The sequence below is a fragment of the Pseudomonas sp. PvP089 genome, from assembly GCF_017875165.1.
Taxonomy (GTDB): Bacteria; Pseudomonadota; Gammaproteobacteria; order Pseudomonadales; family Pseudomonadaceae; genus Aquipseudomonas; species Aquipseudomonas fortuita.
Genome location: NZ_JAGGME010000001.1, coordinates 897,261 through 918,018, shown reverse-complemented (window position 1 = coordinate 918,018; position 20,758 = coordinate 897,261). Strand labels below are relative to the sequence as shown.

17 protein-coding genes and 2 tRNA genes are annotated in these 20,758 nt (G+C 61.2%); 7 read left to right on the top strand and 12 right to left on the bottom strand.

The window, feature by feature from the left end:
* Positions 1–30: 30 nt before the first annotated feature.
* From panB to J3A71_RS04145, 6 genes are all read left to right on the top strand, one after another.
* Positions 31–831, top strand: a complete 801-nt coding sequence (gene panB, locus J3A71_RS04170) for a 3-methyl-2-oxobutanoate hydroxymethyltransferase (RefSeq protein ID WP_016489155.1) — start codon at positions 31–33, stop codon at positions 829–831.
* Entirely contained in the window at positions 828–1,691 is an 864-nt protein-coding gene (panC, locus tag J3A71_RS04165) for a pantoate--beta-alanine ligase (protein WP_060519959.1), read from the top strand. The genes panB and panC overlap by 4 nt, the downstream gene beginning before the upstream one ends.
* A 237-nt stretch (positions 1,692–1,928) precedes the next feature.
* Entirely contained in the window at positions 1,929–3,593 is a 1,665-nt protein-coding gene (gene pgi / locus J3A71_RS04160; protein ID WP_096426765.1) for a glucose-6-phosphate isomerase, read from the top strand.
* Between the two features lie 198 nt (positions 3,594–3,791).
* Positions 3,792–5,726 (top strand): acetate--CoA ligase, encoded by a 1,935-nt coding sequence (gene acs, locus J3A71_RS04155; protein WP_096426766.1) that lies wholly within the window; start codon positions 3,792–3,794, stop codon positions 5,724–5,726.
* Between the two features lie 42 nt (positions 5,727–5,768).
* On the top strand, positions 5,769–6,638 hold the full coding sequence (locus J3A71_RS04150; protein WP_016489159.1) for an oxygenase MpaB family protein: 870 nt from the start codon (positions 5,769–5,771) through the stop codon (positions 6,636–6,638).
* A 78-nt stretch (positions 6,639–6,716) separates the two neighbouring features.
* Entirely contained in the window at positions 6,717–9,653 is a 2,937-nt protein-coding gene (locus J3A71_RS04145; protein ID WP_070087006.1) for a DUF748 domain-containing protein, read from the top strand.
* Positions 9,654–9,712: 59 nt separating this feature from the next.
* On the opposite strand, the gene J3A71_RS04140 is transcribed toward J3A71_RS04145, so the two are convergent.
* The gene (locus tag J3A71_RS04140; protein WP_010955354.1) at positions 9,713–10,126 is read right to left on the bottom strand and encodes a VOC family protein; all 414 of its coding nucleotides are present in this window, start codon (positions 10,124–10,126) and stop codon (positions 9,713–9,715) included.
* Positions 10,127–10,186: 60 nt separating this feature from the next.
* On the opposite strand from J3A71_RS04140, the gene J3A71_RS04135 reads away from it, so the two are divergent.
* A complete protein-coding gene (locus J3A71_RS04135; RefSeq protein ID WP_096426767.1) occupies positions 10,187–10,489 on the top strand; it encodes a putative quinol monooxygenase in 303 nt (100 codons plus the stop codon).
* A gap of 77 nt (positions 10,490–10,566) precedes the next feature.
* On the opposite strand, the gene J3A71_RS04130 is transcribed toward J3A71_RS04135, so the two are convergent.
* The 11 genes from J3A71_RS04130 to secG form a co-directional block, all read right to left on the bottom strand.
* Positions 10,567–10,917 carry a BON domain-containing protein gene (locus tag J3A71_RS04130; RefSeq protein WP_016489161.1) on the bottom strand — a complete coding sequence of 117 codons (351 nt, stop codon included), beginning with the start codon at positions 10,915–10,917 and terminating at the stop codon, positions 10,567–10,569.
* Between the two features lie 262 nt (positions 10,918–11,179).
* Positions 11,180–13,285: a polyribonucleotide nucleotidyltransferase gene (pnp, locus tag J3A71_RS04125; protein ID WP_060518476.1), complete on the bottom strand. Its 2,106-nt coding sequence runs from the start codon at positions 13,283–13,285 to the stop codon at positions 11,180–11,182.
* Positions 13,286–13,534: 249 nt separating this feature from the next.
* Positions 13,535–13,804: a 30S ribosomal protein S15 gene (gene rpsO, locus J3A71_RS04120; RefSeq protein ID WP_016489163.1), complete on the bottom strand. Its 270-nt coding sequence runs from the start codon at positions 13,802–13,804 to the stop codon at positions 13,535–13,537.
* Positions 13,805–13,951: 147 nt separating this feature from the next.
* Positions 13,952–14,869, bottom strand: coding sequence for a tRNA pseudouridine(55) synthase TruB (gene truB / locus J3A71_RS04115; protein ID WP_016489164.1), 918 nt, complete (start codon positions 14,867–14,869; stop codon positions 13,952–13,954).
* Between the two features lie 3 nt (positions 14,870–14,872).
* Complete coding sequence (gene rbfA, locus J3A71_RS04110; protein ID WP_016489165.1) at positions 14,873–15,271, bottom strand: 30S ribosome-binding factor RbfA; 399 nt, start codon at positions 15,269–15,271, stop codon at positions 14,873–14,875.
* 116 nt (positions 15,272–15,387) lie between these two features.
* Positions 15,388–17,916, bottom strand: coding sequence for a translation initiation factor IF-2 (infB, locus tag J3A71_RS04105; protein WP_070086914.1), 2,529 nt, complete (start codon positions 17,914–17,916; stop codon positions 15,388–15,390).
* Positions 17,917–17,943: 27 nt separating this feature from the next.
* Positions 17,944–19,425, bottom strand: a complete 1,482-nt coding sequence (gene nusA, locus J3A71_RS04100; RefSeq protein WP_016489167.1) for a transcription termination factor NusA — start codon at positions 19,423–19,425, stop codon at positions 17,944–17,946.
* Between the two features lie 59 nt (positions 19,426–19,484).
* Positions 19,485–19,943 (bottom strand): ribosome maturation factor RimP, encoded by a 459-nt coding sequence (gene rimP, locus J3A71_RS04095; RefSeq protein ID WP_024717415.1) that lies wholly within the window; start codon positions 19,941–19,943, stop codon positions 19,485–19,487.
* Positions 19,944–20,073: 130 nt separating this feature from the next.
* Positions 20,074–20,150: transfer RNA gene (locus J3A71_RS04090), tRNA-Met, on the bottom strand.
* Positions 20,151–20,250: 100 nt separating this feature from the next.
* A tRNA-Leu gene (locus J3A71_RS04085) sits at positions 20,251–20,336 on the bottom strand.
* Positions 20,337–20,357: 21 nt separating this feature from the next.
* Positions 20,358–20,756 (bottom strand): preprotein translocase subunit SecG, encoded by a 399-nt coding sequence (gene secG / locus J3A71_RS04080; protein WP_016489169.1) that lies wholly within the window; start codon positions 20,754–20,756, stop codon positions 20,358–20,360.
* Positions 20,757–20,758 lie beyond the last annotated feature (2 nt).

Here is a 20,758-nt window from a genome sequence, read left to right as displayed (position 1 = left end):
TTTACAGCGCCTGAACGAGGATTTTCCGACATGCCTGAAGTAACCCTTACCACCCTCAATGGCCTCAAGGCCAAGGGTGAAAAAATCACCATGCTGACCTGCTACGACGCGACCTTCGCCAAGGCCGCCAGCCAGGCCGGCATTGAAGTGTTGCTGGTAGGCGACTCGCTGGGGATGGTCCTGCAGGGGCACGACAGCACCCTGCCGGTCACCACGGCGGACATGGCCTACCACACCGCCAGCGTCAAACGCGGTAATGACGGTGCACTGATACTCACCGACCTGCCATTCATGGCGCACGCCACCCCGGAGCAAGCCTTTGCCAACAGCGCCACGCTTATGCGCGCCGGCGCCCACATGGTCAAAATCGAAGGCGCCGCCTGGCTGGCCGAAACCATCCGCCTGCTGGCTGAGCGCGGTGTGCCGGTGTGCGCACACATGGGCCTGACCCCGCAGACCGTCAACGTGCTGGGCGGCTACAAGGTGCAAGGCCGTCAGGAGGCCCAGGCCCGGCAGATGCGCGCCGACGCCATCGCCCTCGAACAGGCCGGCGCGGCCATGCTGCTGCTCGAATGCGTACCCAGCGAACTGGCGGCAGAAATCACCAACGCCGTGGGCATCCCGGTGATCGGCATTGGCGCCGGCAGCGCCACCGATGGCCAGGTGCTGGTACTGCACGACATGCTCGGCCTGTCGCTGAGCGGCCGAGTGCCGAAGTTCGTGAAGAACTTCATGCAAGGCCAGCCCGATATCCACAGCGCGCTCGTCGCTTACGTCGAGGCGGTCAAGCAAGTCAGCTTCCCTGCTAGCGAACACGGGTTCAGTGCATGAATACAGTCAAGACCGTCCGTGAATTGCGCGCCGCCGTCGCCCGCGCTCGCGGTGAAGGCAAGCGCATCGGCTTCGTGCCCACCATGGGCAACCTGCACAGCGGCCACGCGGCCCTGGTAACCAAGGCTGCGCAGCGCGCCGATTTCGTGGTGGCCAGCATCTTCGTCAACCCGCTGCAGTTTGGCGCCAACGAAGACCTCGACAAGTACCCGCGCACCCTGGCCGCAGACCAGGAGCGCCTGCTACAGGCCGGCTGCAACCTGCTGTTCGCGCCCACCGTGGAAGAGATGTACCCCGACGGCATGAGCGTGCAAACCCGCGTCAGCGTGCCCCACCTGTCCGAAGGCCTGTGCGGCGCCAGCCGGCCGGGGCATTTCGAAGGTGTGGCCACCGTGGTCAGCAAGCTGTTCAACATGGTCCAGCCAGACCTTGCCGTGTTCGGTGAAAAGGACTTCCAGCAACTGGCGGTGATCCGCGCCATGGTGCGCGACCTGAACATGCCGGTTCAGATCATTGGCGAGCCCACTGTGCGTGCCGAGGATGGCCTGGCACTGTCGTCGCGCAATGGCTACCTCACGCCGGAGCAGCGTGCGACCGCGCCGGTGCTGTACCGCACGCTGCAGCACATCGCAGCGGCCATCGGCCGTGGCCAACGGGACTTTGCCGCGCTGGTCGCCGAGGGGCAGGCGCAGCTGAGTGCTGCGGGGCTGCGCGCGGATTATCTGGAAGTGCGCCATGCCGTGAGCCTACGCCCGGCAATGATCGATGATCGCGATTTGGTGGTGATTGCTGCGGCTTATCTGGGTAACACCAGGTTGATCGACAACCTTTACCTGCATGTGGAAGAAAAGACCGCATAACGGCCTGGGGCTGCTATGCAGCCCATTCGCGGGACAAGCCCGCTCCCACAGCCGTCAAGCCCGACACAGAAACTGTGGGAGCGGCCTTGTGCCGCGAATGGGGCGCAAAGCGCTCCCCAAAATCACCCTGCCATACCCATTCCCAGTGCGTGGCCTTTGCCTATAATGATGCCAGCCTGAACCCGGCAATGACTGCCGTGTCCAAGGCCTCATCACGCACCAAGGGAACCCCGCGCAATGGCGTATTACCGTACACCCCACGATGTGACGGCGCTGCCCGCCTGGCAGGCGCTTCAGCAACACCGCGACGCCATGCAAGGCTTCAGCATGCGCGAAGCCTTCGCCGCCGATGCCCAACGCTTCGACCAGTTCTCCCTGAGCTGCTGCGGCCTGTTCCTCGACTACTCGAAAAACCTGATCACCGAACAAAGCCGCGACCTGCTGGTGAACCTGGCCAACGAAGTGGGCCTGCAGGACGCCATCAAGTCGATGTTCAGCGGCGAAATCATCAACGCTTCCGAAGGCCGCCCGGTGCTGCACACCGCCCTGCGCCGGCCGGTGGGCGACAAGCTGAGCGTCAACGGCGTGAACGTCATGCCGGAAGTGCACAAGGTACTCAACCAGATCACCGAACTGGTCGGCCGCATCCATGACGGCCTGTGGCGCGGCTACAGCGAAAAGCCGATCACCGACGTGGTCAATATCGGCATCGGTGGCTCGTTCCTCGGCCCCGAGCTGGTTTCCGAAGCGCTGCTGCCCTACGCCCAGCGTGGCGTACGCTGCCACTACCTGGCGAACATCGACGGCAGTGAATTCCACGAGCTCTCGGCCAACCTGCGCGCCGAAACCACCCTGTTCATCGTCTCGTCGAAGTCGTTCAACACCCTCGAGACCCTGAAAAACGCCATGGCTGCGCGTACCTGGTACCTGGCCCAGGGCGGCTCGGAAGCCGAGCTGTACCGCCATTTCATCGCGGTTTCCAGCAACAAGGCCGCCGCAGTGGCGTTCGGCATTCGCGAAGAGAACATCTTCCCGATGTGGGACTGGGTGGGTGGGCGCTATTCGCTATGGTCGGCCATCGGCCTGCCCATTGCCCTGGCCATCGGCACCGCCAACTTCAAGGAGCTGCTGTCAGGTGCCCACACCATGGACCAGCACTTCCAGACCGCGCCGTTCGACAAGAACATGCCGGTGCTGCTGGCCCTGCTGGGTGTGTGGTATGGCAATTTCTGGGGCGCGAGCAGCCACGCGATCCTGCCGTACGACCACTACCTGCGCAACATTACCAAGCACCTGCAGCAGCTGGACATGGAGTCCAACGGCAAGAGCGTGCTGCAGGACGGCGCCCCGGTGAAAACCGCCACCGGCCCGGTGATCTGGGGCGGCGTCGGCTGTAACGGCCAGCATGCCTACCACCAGTTGTTGCACCAGGGCACCCAGCTGATTCCGGCCGACTTCATCGTGCCGGTCGTGAGCTTCAACCCGGTGGCCGACCATCATCAGTGGCTGTACGCCAACTGCCTGTCGCAGAGCCAGGCGCTGATGCAGGGCAAGACACGTGAAGAAGCCGAGGCCGAACTGCGCAGCAAAGGCCTGAACGAAGCGGACATCGAGAAGCTGGCCCCGCATAAGGTGATCCCGGGCAACCGCCCTAGCAACACCCTGGTAGTGGAGCGCATCAGCCCACGCCGCCTCGGCGCGCTGGTGGCAATGTATGAGCACAAGGTGTTCGTGCAGAGCGTCATCTGGGGCATCAACGCCTTTGACCAGTGGGGCGTGGAGCTGGGCAAAGAGCTGGGCAAGGGTGTGTACCAACGCCTGGTTGGCACCCTGGAAGACAGCGCCGAAGACGGCTCCACCCAAGGCCTGATCAACTACTTCCGCGGCCGTCACCGCGGGTGATCTAACGCCTGCACGGGGCTATTCGCGGGTAAACCCGTTCCCACAGGTACTGCACAAGTTCCAAGCATCGTGCGGTCCCTGTGGGAGCGGGTTCACCCGCGAAGAGGCCAGCACAGGTTGAACACCGCTCCCAGCTACACTGTCCTATCGAATAGCCGTTGCAGTCCATCGCCCCTTACAAGAGCAGGACCACCCGCCATGTTCGATATCCGCAATTACCCCCAGGCACTGGCCGTCAGCCAGTCTGCCAGCCTCACCCCCGACGACTACCGCCGCCTCTACCGCCAGTCAGTCGACGACCCTGACACCTTCTGGGCCGAACAGGCCAAGCGCCTTGACTGGGTCAAGCCCTGGTCAAGCGTGCAGCAATGCGACTTGAACACCGGCAAGGCTCGCTGGTTCGACGGCGCTCAGCTCAACGTCAGCTACAACTGCATCGACCGTCACCTGGCCCAGCGCGCAGAGCAAACCGCGCTGCTGTGGGAAGGCGACGATCCCCACGACGCCAAGGCCATCACCTACCGCGAACTGCACCGCCAGGTCTGCCGCCTGGCCAATGCGATGAAGGCCCGCGGCGTGAAAAAAGGCGACCGGGTATGCATCTACATGCCGATGATCCCCGAAGCCGCCTTCGCCATGCTCGCCTGCACCCGCATCGGTGCCATCCACTCGGTGGTGTTCGGCGGTTTCTCCCCCGACGCCCTGCGTGACCGCATCCTCGACGCCGATTGCCGCACTGTGATCACCGCCGATGAAGGCGTGCGCGGTGGCAAGCGCATCCCGCTGAAGCAGAACGTCGACAAGGCCCTGGCCAGCTGCCCCGCGGTCAGCAGCGTGTTCGTGGTACGCCGCACCGGCAGCGATGTGAGCTGGGCCGAAGGCCGCGACGTCTGGTACCACGAGGTGACCGACAAAGCCGGCGACGACTGCCCACCCGAGCCGATGGAGGCCGAAGACCCGCTGTTCATCCTCTACACCTCCGGCAGCACCGGCAAACCCAAAGGCGTGCTGCACACCACCGGCGGCTACCTGCTGCAGGCGACGATGACCTTCAAGGTAGTGTTCGATTACCGCGACGGCGAGGTGTTCTGGTGCACCGCCGACGTAGGCTGGGTTACCGGCCACAGCTACATTGTCTATGGCCCGCTGGCCAATGGCGCGATCTCGCTGATGTTCGAAGGCGTGCCCAACTACCCGGACACCTCGCGCTTCTGGCAAGTGGTGGACAAGCATCAGGTGAACATCTTCTACACCGCACCGACCGCCCTGCGCGCACTGATGCGCGAGGGGTCCGCACCGCTGCAGGGCACTTCGCGCAAAAGCCTGCGCCTGCTGGGCAGCGTCGGCGAGCCGATCAACCCCGAAGCTTGGGAATGGTATTTCGAGGAAGTGGGGCAAAAACGCTGCCCCATCGTCGATACCTGGTGGCAGACCGAAACTGGGGGCATCATGCTCACCCCGCTTCCCGGCTCGCAATCGCTCAAGCCCGGCTGCGCCACTCAGCCCATGTTCGGCGTGCAACCGGCACTGCTGGACGAAAAAGGCCAGCTGATCGAAGGCCCCGGCGCTGGCCTGCTGGTCATCAAGGCCAGCTGGCCTGGCCAGATCCGCAGCGTCTATGGCGACCACCAGCGCATGGTCGACACTTACTTCAAGCCCATGCCCGGCTATTACTTCACCGGCGACGGAGCCCGCCGCGATGCCGATGGCGACTACTGGATCACCGGGCGCATCGACGATGTGATCAACGTGTCAGGGCACCGCATCGGCACCGCTGAAGTGGAAAGCGCGCTGGTGCTGCATGACCGCGTCGCCGAGGCAGCGGTGGTCGGTTACCCTCACGACCTGAAGGGCCAGGGCGTGTACGCCTTCGTCACGCCCATGAATGGCGTGACCCCGGACGATGCGCTCAAGGCCGAACTGCTGGCCCTGGTCAGCAAGGAAATCGGCAGTTTCGCCAAGCCCGAGCTGATTCAGTGGGCGCCCGCATTGCCCAAGACCCGCTCAGGCAAGATCATGCGGCGTATACTGCGCAAAATCGCCTGCAACGAGCTGGACAACCTTGGCGATACCTCGACCCTGGCCGACCCCAGCGTGGTACAGGGCCTGATCGATAAACGCCTCAACCAGTAACCGGCGGCCACTGTCCATGGCCGCCCTGAACCTCAGGTCGCCATGGAAGCCCTTCGTCGCCGCATCGAAACCCAGGTCATGAGCCTCACCGGGCTGGCCCTCGGCCAGCTCGACCTGGAATCGCCCAAGGGCGACCCCGGCCTGTTCGGCCCGCACAGCATCAGCTGGCAGGTACATGGCGACTTCCCCAGCATGCTGGTCGGTGGCATCAGCGCGCTGATGCTGCAGCTGCTGCATCCGCTGGCCCTGGCCGGCGTGTGGGACCACTCCAATTTCCGTGAAGACCTGCTCGGCCGCCTGCGCCGCACCAGCCAGTTCATTTCCGGTACCACCTTTGGTGCCACCGGCGATGCCGAATGGCTGATCGACAAGGTGCGCACCATTCACCTGCAGGTCACCGGCACGGCACCGGACGGCCGCCCCTACGCAGCCAGCGATCCGGACCTGCTGACCTGGGTGCATGTGGCGGAGGTCAGCAGTTTCCTCGCCGCCCACCTGCGTTATCGCAACCCGCACCTGCCGCGCACCGAGCAGGATGCCTATTACAACGAAATCGCCCTGATCGCCGAGCGCCTTGGCGCCCGTGACGTGCCACGTTCGTGTCAGCAGGTCGAAGACTACCTGCAACGCATGCGCCCGCAGCTGCATTGCGATACGCGCAGCCATGAAGTCATACAGATCCTGCTCGACGCCCCTGCCCCCAGCCGCCTGGCACAGCCAGTTGGCAAGCTGATGCTGCACGCCGGTATCGACCTGCTGCCGGGCTGGGCACAGGCCATGCTCGGCCTGCAGCACGGAGCCTTGCAACAGCGCCTGATTCGCCTGGGCCTGCAACGCACCGCACCGGTACTGCGCTGGGCCATGCGCGACGGCTCGGCGCATCGGGCCAAACGGCGCATGGGCATCGAATGAGGCCAAGTGGTCGCGCCTGCGGAACTGATTTAACGTGCCATACTCCAAGCACTCCTGCTTAGACAGACGAAGCGACACATGTACAAAGGACTGACTCGCGCCGCCGGCGCAATCGTGGCCCTGGTAGCCCTCTATAGCCTGCTCGGCTTCCTCATTCTTCCTGGTGTCGCGCTGCGCGTCGCCAACCAGCAGTTGGCCCAGTACGCCACCGTGCCGGCCCACCTCGAACGGATCGAACTCAACCCCTTCAGCCTTGAGCTGACGCTGTGGGGCCTGCAGATCGGCGAGCCGGGCAAGGAGCAGGTCGGTTTCGAGCGTCTGTACGCTAACGTTTCGCTCGACAGCCTGTGGACCAAAGCCCTGCATGTGCAAGCGGTGGAACTGGACAAACCACGCAACGAGGTGCTGTTCGCCAAGGACGGTTCCCTCAACCTCACCGGGTTGTTCAAGCTGCCAGCCAGTGAGGCCAAACCCGACGAGCCGCCCAGCGACCCGTTCCCGCTACGCATTGGCAGCATCAAGCTGGTCGATGGCTACCTGCACTTCGAGGACCTGCGCCCCAGCGAGCCAATCGAGTTTCTCTACGACAACATGAACCTGGAGCTGAAAAACCTCAGCACCCTGCCCAACGACAATGCCGACATGACGCTGGTGGCCAACGGCCCCAATGGTGGCCGGATCGACTGGAAAGGTACCCTGAGCCTGTCGCCGATCGCTTCCGAAGGCACACTGAAGGTTACCGACGCCAAGATGAAGCTGTTCTGGCCCTACGTGCGCGATGCCGTGCCACTGGTGCTGGAAGATGGCGTGCTCAGCCTTGATGCGCATTACACGCTCAACCTCGCCAAACAGACCGAGCTGCTGCTGGATAACGTGTCGGTGCGCATCGCGCCGTTCGCCATCAAGGCACCGGATGGCCGCCCGTTGGCGCGCCTGGCCAGCCTGGACGTGAGCGAAACCTCCGTCGACCTGGTCAAGCAACGGGTCAGTGTCGGCAAGATCCGCAGCGAAAAACTGGAAACCTGGGCGGCGCTGGAAAAAGACGGCCAGCTCGACTGGCAGAAGCTGTTCGCCAGCCAACCGGCCAAGGCCACGCCAAAGGAAAAAGCCGAGCCCGCTGCCGCCGAGCCTACGCCTGAAGAGAAAGCTGCCAAGGAGCCAGGCAAACCTTGGCAAGTGCTGCTCAAGGACGTGCAACTGCGCAACTACCTGGTGCACCTGGCAGACCGCAGCCAGAAAGAACCGGTAGCCTTGGACATTGGCCCGCTCAACGCCGACCTGCAAGGTTTCGACAGCCTCAACCAGTCACCCTTCACGCTTAAGCTCGACACCGGCGTAGGCAGGCAAGGCAAGCTGCAGGCGGCCGGCCAGGTCAACCTGGCGCCGATATGGGCCAAGCTGGATGTGAGCACCCGCGACATCGACCTGCGTGTGGCACAGGCCTATATCAACCCGTTCATCCTGCTGGAGCTGCGCAGCGGCATGCTCGCCAGCGACCTCAAGGTCGACCTGAAGAACACCGCGCCATTGGCTTTCACTATTACCGGCAAAGCGCAGGTCAACCAGTTGCATACCCTGGACACCATCAAGAGCCGCGACTTCGTTAAATGGCAGCAGGTGAATGTCGACGGCTTGTCCTACGTGCACGGCGATGCACTGTCGATCGACAAGGTCACCCTGCTGCAGCCGTATGCGCGTTTCATCATCAACGAAGACCGCACCACCAACGTCAATGACCTGCTGGTCCCGCAACCGGCCGGCGCCCCGGCGAGCAGCCATGCCAAGCCGGCCTCGGCCAGCAACGAAAAGCCCCTGGGCATCCACATCGGCCAGATCGACATCAATGATGGCTCGGCCAACTTCGCAGACCTGTCGCTCACCCCGAACTTCGCCACCGCCGTTCAACAGCTCAACGGCCAGATCGGCACCATCGACAACCGCAAGCCGCTGCCGGCCAAGGTTGACGTCAAGGGCAAGGTCGACCGTTACGCACCGGTGACCATCAAGGGCGCACTCAACCCGTTCAACCCATTGGCGAGCCTGGACATCGCCACCAGCTTCAAGCGGGTCGAGCTGACCACGTTGACGCCCTATTCCGGCAAGTTTGCCGGCTTCCGCATCCGCAAGGGCCGGCTCAACCTCGACCTGCACTACCTGATTACCAACGGCCAGCTCAAGGCCGAGAACAAGGTAGTGGTGGAGCAGCTGCAACTGGGCGAAAAAGTCGACAGCCCGGACGCCGTAGACCTGCCGATCCGCCTGGCAGTGGCACTGCTGAAGGATACCGAGGGCAAGATCTCGATCGAGCTGCCGGTGACGGGTGACCTCAACAACCCGCAATTCAGCGTAATGCCGATTGTGTGGCAAACACTGCGCAACCTGGTACTGCGCGCGGCGCAGGCACCGTTCAAGTTCATTGGTGGGCTGATTACCGGCGGGGGCTCGCAAGACCTGGGTAACGTGGCGTTTGCCCCAGGCTCCAGCGAACTCTCTGGCGATGCCCAGTCGTCATTGGACAAGCTGGCTGCGGCGCTGAAAGAGCGCCCCGAACTGCGCCTGGAAATCGAAGGCACCAGCGCCCAGGCCAGCGACGGCCCACTGATCGCCCAGCAACGCCTGGAGCGCGAGTACCAGTCCACCTGGTACAAGATCCTGCAGCGCCGCGGTGACAAAGTGCCGGCCAATGCTTCGATGCTGGTGGTCGACGACAGCGACAAACCGGCAATGCTTGAAGGCATCTACCGCACCCGTCTGAAACAGCAGCCGCCTGCCGAATGGGAGCAACTGGGCCGCGAAGAACGCACCACCAGGCTACGCGAGGCAGTGATCAAGTCGTGGGCCGAAAGCACCGCCCTGCTGCGTACACTCGGCCAGGAGCGGGCCAGCAGCATCAAGGATTACCTGGTGGACAAGGGCAAGCTGGAAGACGACCGGGTGTATTTCATCGATACCAGCCTGGGCCAGCCTGAAAGCGATGGGCGGGTGGTGACGCCGATGCATCTGGATGCCGAGTAAACCCCTCTAGCAGGCTTGGCCGCTTCGCGGGCGCGCCCGCGAAGAGGCCGGCACAGGCTTCAGACCAACCGCTGCCCCGACACCGCCGGGTGGTACAGCGGCTGCACCTTGTTCCCCGCCGGGTCCAGCAAGTGGAAGCTGCGCGCTCCGTCACCATGGTTGAACGGCCGGTCGAGCAAGGTCACGCCATGGGCCTTGAAGTATTGGTACCACGCTTCCAGCTCCTCCACGCTGTCCACAATGAACCCATAGTGATCCAGAGTCTGCAGCCCATTGGCCGCCCCCGCCCCACGCCCCAACGAAAGGTTGTCGTTGCCGCAGGTGAGGTACACCAGGTCTTCATTGGCGCGGTTCAGTACTTCCATCCCCAGCACATCGACGTAGAAGCGCTCGCATTCCTCCAGGTTGGGTACCAGCAAGGCGATATGGCGCAGGCCATTCAGGCGGCCAGGACGTGCGGGCAATTCAGACATTGGCGGAGCTCCATTTTTGTATACAATTCATAATTGAATTTAAAACAAAAGGAGCGACTTGTGTATAGCCTGTTCATCAAGACCCGTGTAAAGCCTGGTTGCGCGGAGGTCTTTCTGGCAGCGATCAAGGTCAATGCCGCCGCTTCCGTCGCCAGCGAGCCAGGCTGCCTGGTGTTCGATGTGTCGCAGGACCGGGTCGACCCAGAGCTTATTTACCTGTACGAAATCTATCGCGACGATGCCGCGTATGAAGCCCATACCCAGACCGCGCACTTTCGCGACAGCCGCCCACTGGTAGAACCGCTGATCGCCGAGCAGGAATGCTTCGAAAGCGATGTGATCGCACGCAACCCGGTGTACTAGCAGGTATGAAAAAGCCCCGGCTCACGCCGGGGCTTTATGTGTAAGTGGCCAAATCCGTTTGGCCGACGGGACAATCCTTATTCGGCTTTCAGGCCATCGGCCGAAACGGCCTTCACGCCTTTGATTTTCTTGGTGATAGCAATCGCCATTTCTTTCTGCGATTCGGTCACGGCGGTGGTCGACGACAGCGACACGACGCCTTTGTTGGTTTCAACCTTGATGTCGGAACCCGGGATGCCTTTCTCAGTCAGCAGGTCCGATTTGACCTTGGTGGTGATCCAGGTATCGGAAGTGGCTTCCTTGGCTTTGGTCACCTCACCGGCCGCAAGCGTCATCGGGGCCTGGGTGGACTGTTGGGCGAATGCCGCGTTAGCCATGGTCAGGGTCAGAGCGGTAGCAGTAGCGGCAGCAATGGCGAACTTCTTCATGTGGGTCACTCCTGTTTTTCGAAAGGTCTGCGCCGTATGTCCTGGCGGCAGGTATGAAGGTAGTTGCATGGGCTGTGCCAGCTTTTCCGCTTCGCTTGTTCCCTTTAAAATCAACAAGTTAGCTAATTGCTATCAAACTCAATGTCGTGCATTTTGCAATCAGCGCGGTAAACCTGCATGCAAGATGCAAGTCCGCAAAAGGTTCCCGTACCCCATGAAAAAAGGGCCCCGAAGGGCCCTTTCTGTGTAGCGTGGCAGTCGCTTAGACGCCCGAGGCCTTGGCCGCGGCAACGTCTTTGATCGATAGCTTGATACGGCCGCGGTTGTCCACGTCCAATACCAGTACTTCGACTTCCTGGCCTTCTTTCAGGATGTCGGTGACTTTCTCGACGCGAGCATCGCTCAGCATGGAGATGTGCACCAGGCCGTCCTTGCCAGGCAGGATGTTGACGAAGGCGCCGAAGTCGACGATACGCTCAACCTTGCCGACGTAGATCTTGCCGATTTCGGCCTCGGCGGTGATGCCCAGGATGCGCTGCTTGGCAGCCTCTGCCGCTTCCTTGGTTTCGCCAAAGATCTTGATCGAGCCGTCGTCTTCGATGTCGATCGAAGCCTTGGTCTCTTCACAGATGGCACGAATGGTGGCGCCGCCTTTACCGATGACGTCACGGATCTTGTCGGTGTCGATCTTCATCGCGATCATGGTCGGGGCGTTGGCCGACAGCTCGGTACGCGACTGACCAATGATCTGGTTCATCTGGCCGAGGATGTTCAGGCGCGCTTCCAGGGCCTGGCCCAGGGCGATTTCCATGATCTCTTCGGTGATGCCGTTGATCTTGATGTCCATCTGCAGCGCGGTCACGCCTTTGGCGGTACCGGCTACCTTGAAGTCCATGTCGCCCAGGTGGTCTTCATCACCCAGGATGTCGGTCAGAACGGCGAACTTCTCACCTTCCTTGACCAGGCCCATGGCGATACCGGCAACCGGTGCCTTCATCGGCACACCCGCGTCCATCAGCGCCAGGGAAGCGCCACAGACCGACGCCATGGAGCTGGAACCGTTGGACTCGGTGATTTCCGAAACGACGCGAATGGTGTACGGGAACACGTCAGCGGCCGGCAGCATGGCCTGTACCGAACGACGAGCCAGACGACCGTGACCGATTTCGCGACGGCCAGCACCACCCATACGGCCACACTCACCTACCGAGAACGGCGGGAAGTTGTAGTGCAGCATGAACGGGTCTTTTTTCTCGCCTTCGAGGGTATCCAGCAGCTGTGCGTCACGGGCAGTACCCAGGGTCGCAACGACCAGTGCCTGAGTCTCGCCACGGGTGAACAGCGCCGAACCGTGGGTCTTCGGCAGAACACCTACTTCGATGTTCAGCGGACGAACGGTCTTGGTGTCGCGGCCATCGATACGCGGTTTGCCGTTAACGATGTTTTCGCGAACGGTGCGGTATTCGATTTCGCCGAAGATTTCTTTTACTTCGGCAGCCGAAGGCTGGCCTTCTTCACCGGAGAACTTGGCGATGGCCTGATCACGCAGCTCGCCCAGGCGCGCATAGCGGTCAGCCTTGACGGTGATGGTGTAGCCCTGCGAAACCGCTTCGCCGAACTCGGCGCGGATAGCGTTGAACAGCTCGGTGTTGGCAACGGCAGGTTTCCAGTCCCAGGTTGGCTTGCCAGCTTCGGCAGCCAGCTCTTTGACAGCCTGGATAACAGCCTGGAATTCGTCGTGGGCGAACAGTACGGCACCCAGCATCTGGTCTTCGGTCAGCTCTTGAGCTTCCGATTCAACCATCAGTACGGCGTCGGAGGTACCGGCAACGACCATGTCCAGGCTCGAGGCAGCCAGTTGCTCGTAGGTCGGGTTCAGCAGGTAGCCGGTGCTCTCGTGGAAGGCAACGCGGGCGGCGCCGATCGGGCCTTCGAACGGAATACCGGAAATGGCCAGGGCAGCCGAGGTACCGATCATCGCGGCGATGTCCGGGTCGGTCTTCTTGCTGGTGGAAACCACGGTGCAGACGACCTGCACTTCGTTCATGAAGCCTTCCGGGAACAGCGGACGGATCGGACGGTCGATCAGGCGCGAGGTCAGGGTCTCTTTCTCGGAAGGACGGCCTTCACGCTTGAAGAAGCCACCCGGGATCTTGCCGGCGGCGTAGGTCTTTTCCTGGTAGTGAACCGACAGCGGGAAGAAACCCTTGCCTGGATCAGCCTGTTTGGCACCTACCACGGTCACCAGCACGGTGACGTCGTTGTCGACGGTAACCAGCACGGCGCCGGTTGCCTGACGGGCAATACGGCCCGTTTCGAGAGTAACGGTCGACTGACCGAACTGGAATGTCTTGATTACCGGGTTCACGGTTTCCTACCTTTTTCAGTGGCTCTTGGGGGAACTGGTTTCTTGCGAATGTGTGGGCAGAACGGGGAATCGGCCCCATTGACCGTCCAGATACAACACGAGGCTGGGAGCCTGGTTGAAGAGCGCAAAGCGCTCCACTTCACCAGGCTGCCAACCTCGGAGATACGCATGGCATGCCCATAGACAACGCTGCCAGGCAGCGCTGCCAATGCATGAGACACGCCATGCACACCACTGACCAGGCCGCTATTAGCGACGCAGGCCCAGGCGACCGATCAGGGCGCTGTAACGAGTGGTGTCTTTGCCCTTCAGGTAGTCCAGCAGCTTACGACGCTGGTTTACCATGCGGATCAGGCCACGACGCGAGTGGTGGTCTTTACCGTTGGCCTTGAAGTGGCCTTGCAGCTTGTTGATGTTCGCGGTCAGCAGAGCAACCTGAACTTCCGGGCTACCAGTGTCGCCAGCAGCTTGCTGGTAGTCGGTAACGATTTGAGCTTTTTCTTCAACGCTGAGGGCCATTTGGCTTCTCCTGATAACGGATCCCGCAAGCGGGGTCCAATAGGCCAGGGACAAATCCCTGTATTAATAAGAAAGGTGTGACCGTGCCTACTGACAGCCACCCTTGATTCCGTAGGGCTCGGCCGAAGCCTCACCCCGCGGTTTCGGTCATTCCGACCGAATCAGCCGACGCGGCGCAATACGCCCGTCTTCGCTCACTTCACCGATACCGATGAAGCGCGCATTGTGATCCTGTACCCGGACCATGCCAAACTGTGGCGCGTCCGGCGCGCGTACTGCCTGCCCATGCAGCCAGTAGAACGCACTGTGCTCGGACAGGCACACCATGGGCCAGTCCTGCAGACCGCTGTCCGAGGGCATCAGGAAGCGATCGAGCGCTTCGTTGCCACCTTCGGCATGGGCCTGTTCGAGCGCTTCGAGCGTGACCGTCTGTGCCAGCGCAAAGGGCCCGGCCTGGGTCCTGCGCAGTTCGGCGACATAGGCGCCGCAACCAAGGGCCTCGCCGATATCCTCCACCAGGGTGCGGATATAGGTGCCTTTGCTGCATCCGACGCTCAGCCGTGCACGGGTGCCTTCACACTCCAGCAACTCCAAGCGGTTAATAGTAACAGAACGCGCCTCGCGCTCCACTACCTCTCCTGCACGCGCCAGCTTGTAAAGTGGCTGGCCGTCACGCTTGAGCGCCGAGTACATCGGCGGTATCTGGCTGATAGGGCCACGAAATCGTGGCAGTACTGCCTCGATGTCGGCACGACCAACGGTCACCTCGCGGGTCTGCAGCACCTCACCTTCGGCATCGCCGGTGTTGGTAGTCTGCCCCATCTGCATGACGGTTTCGTAGCCCTTGTCGGAATCGAGCAGGTACTGCGAAAACTTGGTCGCCTCGCCAAAGCACAGTGGCAGCACGCCGGTTGCCAGCGGGTCGAGGCTGCCAGTATGGCCGGCCTTTTCCGCGTTGAGCAGCCAGCGCACCTTTTGCAGGGCGGCGTTGGACGTAAAGCCCAAAGGCTTGTCGAGCAGGATGATGCCGCTGACATTGCGGCGGATACGTTTGACCTGGGCCACCGCTTACTCCTTGGTGTCCAGCTCGTCGGTATCCTTGTGCAGGCGGTCTTCGGCCACTGCACGCTCGATCAGCGCCGACAGGTGCACACCGCGGCTGACGCTTTCATCGAAGTGGAAGTGCAGCTGCGGCACGCTGCGCAGTTGCATCGAGCGGCCAAGGTGCAGACGCAGGAAGCTGGCAGCACTGTTCAGTGCCTTCAACGACTGCTTCACGGCATCTGGCGTTTCCTCGCCCATGACGGTGATGAACACCTTGGCATGGCCCAGGTCACGGCTGACGTCCACGGCGGTGATGGTAACCAGACCGACACGTGGATCCTTGACTTCGCGACGGATCAGCTCGGCCAGCTCGCGCTGCATCTGATCGCCGATACGTTGGGTACGGCTGTATTCTTTGGCCATTTTTGCTACCTGTAACTTAAAGCGGCAAACGCCCGGTCAGACCAATGCCTGACCGGGCGCTACCTGAAGAGGTGCCGCAAACCGCCCTGTAGCGGAGGTTTGCGGCTTGCTCGCCCTTAAAGGGTACGAGCCACCTGGACTTTCTCGAAGACTTCGATCTTGTCACCGACCTTGACGTCGTTGTAGCTCTTGACGCCAATACCGCACTCCATGCCGCTACGCACTTCGGCGGCGTCGTCCTTGAAGCGACGCAGCGATTCCAGCTCGCCTTCGAAGATAACCACGTCTTCGCGCAGAACGCGGATCGGACGGTTACGGTACACGGTACCTTCGATGACCATACAGCCAGCGATGGCGCCGAACTTCGGCGAACGGAACACGTCACGCACTTCGGCGACACCCAGGATGTTCTCGCGAACATCGCTGCCGAGCATGCCGGTCAGGGCCTTCTTGACGTCTTCGATGATGTCGTAGATCACGTTGTAGTAACGCATATCCAGACCTTCCTGCTCGACGATCTTGCGCGCGCCGGCATCGGCACGCACGTTGAAGCCGAACAGTACTGCATTCGAAGCCAGCGCCAGGTTGGCGTCGCTTTCGGTGATACCACCAACACCACCACCGATCACGCGCACCTGGACTTCGTCGTTGCCCAGGCCGGCGAGCGACCCGTTCAACGCTTCCAGGGAACCACGCACATCGGTCTTGAGGACGATGTTGAGGGTCTTCTTCTCTTCCTGACCCATGGTCTCGAAGATGTTTTCCAGCTTGCCCGCATGAGCACGGGCCAGCTTGACCTCACGGTATTTGCCTTGACGGAACATGGCAACTTCGCGGGCTTTCTTCTCGTCAGCAACCACGGACAGCTCGTCACCGGCTTCCGGAGTACCGTCCAGGCCGAGGATCTCGACCGGGATAGACGGGCCGGCTTCCTTCACAGGCTTGCCGTTCTCGTCCAGCATGGCACGCACGCGGCCATAGTTGGAGCCGCACAGCACCATGTCGCCCTGACGCAGGGTACCGTCCTGAACCAGGATGGTGGCCACTGGGCCACGGCCCTTGTCCAGGCGCGATTCGACGACCACGCCACGACCTGGAGCGGTCGGGGTTGCGGTCAGCTCGAGGATCTCGGCCTGCAGCAGGACGGCTTCGAGCAGTTCGTCGACGCCGGTACCCATCTTCGCCGAAACCTTGACGAATGGAGTGTCACCACCCCAGTCCTCGGAAGTAACACCTTCGACGGACAGTTCGTTGCGGATGCGATCGAGGTCAGCACCTGGCTTGTCGATCTTGTTCACCGCAACTACCAACGGAACGCCAGCTGCCTTGGCATGCTGAACGGCTTCGCGGGTTTGTGGCATCACGCCGTCGTCCGCTGCCACCACCAGGATGACGATGTCGGTCGCCTTGGCACCGCGTGCACGCATCTGGGTGAAAGCTGCGTGGCCCGGGGTGTCGAGGAAGGTGACCATGCCACGATCGGTTTCCACGTGGTAGGCACCGATGTGCTGGGTGATACCACCGGCTTCGCCAGCGGCAACCTTGGCACGACGGATGTAGTCGAGCAGCGAGGTCTTACCATGGTCAACGTGACCCATGACAGTGACCACCGGCGCACGCGACTCGGTCTGGCCTTCGAATTTCAGCGATTCGGCCAGGGAGTCTTCCAGGGCGGTATCGCTGACCAGGGTGACCTTGTGACCCAGCTCTTCTGCGATCAGCTGGGCGGTTTCCTGGTCGAGCACCTGGTTGATGGTAACCGGGGTGCCCATCTTGAACATGAACTTGACGACTTCAGCGCCCTTGACGGACATCTGGTTGGCCAGTTCGGAAACCGTGATGGTCTCGCCGATGGTCACGTCACGGATGACGGGGCCGGTCGGGTTCTGGAAACCATGCTGGTTACGCTTCTTCAGCTTGCCCTTGCCACCACGGCCGCGACGAGCGCCATCGCTCTCTTCGTCGGTGGTACGCGGAGCAGCACGCGGAGTCGGCGCCTTTTCCTTTTCCTTGACCTTGACCTTGATCGACACACGAGGCGCCTCGCCACGACGACGGTCGTCATCACGGGTGCGGCTTTCGTTGCGACGGGTCTCGTCCTTCTTGCGCTCGGCAGCACGGGCTGCAGCGTCTTCGGAGGCCGGGGCGTCGGCGACTACCGGGGCCGGGGCAGCGGCAGGTGCCGGCTCTGGCTTGGCGGCAGGCGCAGGGGCGGCTACAGCAGAGTTGGCTGCCTGACGGCGAGCCTGATCTTCGTTGCGCTGGCGAACATCGGCGTCAACCTTGTCGCGAGCGGCGTTTTCAGCCGCGCGGCGCTCTTCCACTTCACGCTTCTGCTCAGCCTGGATTTCTTCCGGGCTGCGCTGCACGAATACTTTCTTCTTGCGTACTTCTACGCTGATGCTCTTGCTACCGGCGACACGCAGGGTGCTGGTGGTTTTGCGCTGCAAGGTAATCTTGCGCGGTTCTTCCGCCTTGCTCTTGTGGCTGCTCTTCAAATGAGTCAACAGGGTCTGCTTCTCATTGTCGGTCACTACCTGACCGGCGTCGGTGTGCGGCAGACCTGCCTCACGCATCTGCTGCAGCAGGCGCTCTACCGGTGCCTCGACCTCTTGGGCCAGTTCTTTCACCGTGACTTGCGTCATGCACTTCTCTCCTCAGGCCGCGCCTAATTACTCGAACCAATGGGCTCGGGCGGCCATGATCAACTTGCCGGCACGCTCTTCGTCGATGCCGTCGATGTCGAGCAGATCGTCGATCGACTGCTCGGCCAGGTCTTCGCGGTTAACCACGCCGCGCACCGCCAGTTCAGCCGCCAGGTCTTTGTCCATACCCTCAAGAGAGAGCAGGTCTTCGGCCGGGTGGGCGTCTGCCAGTTTTTCTTCGGTAGCGATGGCCTTGGTCAACAAACGGTCCTTGGCTCGAGCGCGGAGCTCATTGACGATATCTTCGTCAAAGCCATCGATGTTGAGCATTTCTTCCAACGGTACGTAGGCAATTTCTTCGAGGCTGGTAAAGCCTTCGTCGACCAGCACTTGGGCCAGCTCCTCGTCGACTTCCAGCTCATCAATGAAATTGCGCAGGATGTCACCGGTTTCGGCCTGCTGCTTGGCCTGAATGTCCTTCTCGGTCATCACGTTCAGCGTCCAGCCGGTCAACTGACTGGCAAGACGAACGTTCTGACCGCCACGACCAATGGCCTGGGCCAGGTTATCCTCGGCGACGGCGATGTCCATGGCATGGGCATCTTCATCAACGATGATCGCCGCGACTTCAGCCGGCGACATGGCGTTGATGACGAACTGCGCCGGGTTATCGTCCCAGAGGACGATATCCACACGCTCACCACCCAACTCCCCGGATACAGCTTGGACGCGCGAACCACGCATGCCGATACAGGCGCCTTGCGGGTCGATGCGCTTGTCCTTGGAGCGGACGGCGATCTTGGCTCGCGAACCCGGATCACGGGAGGCAGCCATGACTTCAATGAGGCCCTCGGCAATTTCCGGCACTTCAATGCGGAAAAGCTCGATCAGCATCTGTGGCGCGGTGCGCGACAGGATCAGCTGAGGACCACGGTTTTCAGTGCGAATTTCCTTGAGCAGTGCACGCAGGCGCACACCCACACGGAAGGTTTCGCGCGGAATGATATCTTCGCGGGCCAGCAAGGCCTCGGCGTTGTTGCCCAGGTCAACGATGACGTTGTCGCGGGTAACCTTTTTGACGGTACCGGAAATGATCTCGCCTACGCGTTCGCGGTAGGCATCGACCACCTGGGCACGCTCGGCCTCACGGACCTTCTGCACGATGACCTGCTTGGCGGTCTGGGCGGCGATACGACCGAACTCGATGGACTCGATCTTCTCCTCGATCACGTCACCAATCTTGGCTTCCGGATGAGTGTCCTTGATCTTGTCCAACCAGGTTTCGATCGCCGGGTCATCAAGATCGGCTTCGTCGACCACGGTCCAGCGACGGAAGGTCTCGTAGCTACCGGTGTGGCGGTTGATTTCCACACGCAGATCAACTTCGTCTTCAAAACGTTTTTTGGTCGCAGTGGCCAGGGCCACCTCCAGCGCTTCGAAAATGACGCCGGGCGGTACACCTTTTTCGTTGGATACCGATTCAACAACCAGCAGTACTTCTTTGCTCATCGTACGCCTCGCCTTGCGCAAGCCATTGGGCCCGGATAGTCCGCCGGGCCCGGCACGTCTCAGTCAAAACTGGGAATAATATTGGCCTTGTCGATCGAGTCGATCGGCAACAGGAACTCCTGATTGTCCACCTGGACAACCACATCCTGCTCCTCCACACCGCGGAGAAGGCCCTGGAAGTTACGACGACCCTCGAAGGGTGAGCGCAGCTTGATCTTCACTTGTTCGCCGGCATGCGAGGCAAACTGTTCCAGAGTGAACAGTGGGCGATCCATGCCTGGAGAAGACACCTCGAGGGTGTACTCACTGCTGATTGGATCTTCCACATCGAGAATGGCGCTGGCCTGACGACTGACCGCTTCGCAGTCCTCCACCAGGATGCCGCCGTCTTTGTCGATGTAGATGCGCAGTACCGAATGCTTACCCTGGGAAACGAATTCGATCCCCCAGCACTGATAGCCCAGACCCTCGACAACCGGGGCCAACAAGGCCTGCAACTGTTCTAGCTTGCTCGACACCTGAACCCCCTCGTGCATGCTGTGCAAATAAAAAATGGGCAAAGCGCCCATCCCTGAAAGCGCCGTTGGACAACGACGCCGAAAACTGTTCGGTTAGCAAAAAGCCCCTGAAAAGGGGCTCCGCTGAAGCTGGTTGCGGGGGCTGGATTTGAACCAACGACCTTCGGGTTATGAGCCCGACGAGCTACCAAGCTGCTCCACCCCGCGACAAAGCTGGGGCGAAAGTATAAGACCGAACCCTGTTAAGGGTCAAATCCAAACGTTCACCTACAAGAAAGCCCGCTAAAGCGGGCTCTCAAGCTTCAATTGGTACCGAGAAGGGGACTCGAACCCCTACACCCTATGGGCACAACCACCTCAAGGTTGCGTGTCTACCAATTCCACCACCTCGGCAATATTACTACTTGAAACCCGTTACTTCTGCTCTTGAGCCGGAGGAGGTACATCACCAGTGTTATTGGTGGTTTCACTCTTCTGCTGTTGGAGCACCGGTACATCATCATTAACTGCCGGTTTTTGCGGCTCTTTCACTTCTAGCACTGCTGGATCTGGAAGACCTGCTTGGCTAAGCTGGTGAGCTTGTTGCTTCGCGAAGTATCCTAACCCAAGTGCTGTCAAAAAGAAAGTGGCAGCGAGTATAGCAGTGAATTTACTTAGGAACGTTGCAGAGCCTTGGCTCCCGAACACGGTGTTTGAAGCACCCGCGCCGAAAGATGCACCTGCTTCCGCACCCTTACCCTGTTGCAACAGAACCAGCACTACAAGCGACAGCGCTGCCAACAGATGAAAAACAACGATGACTGTTTCCAGCATTT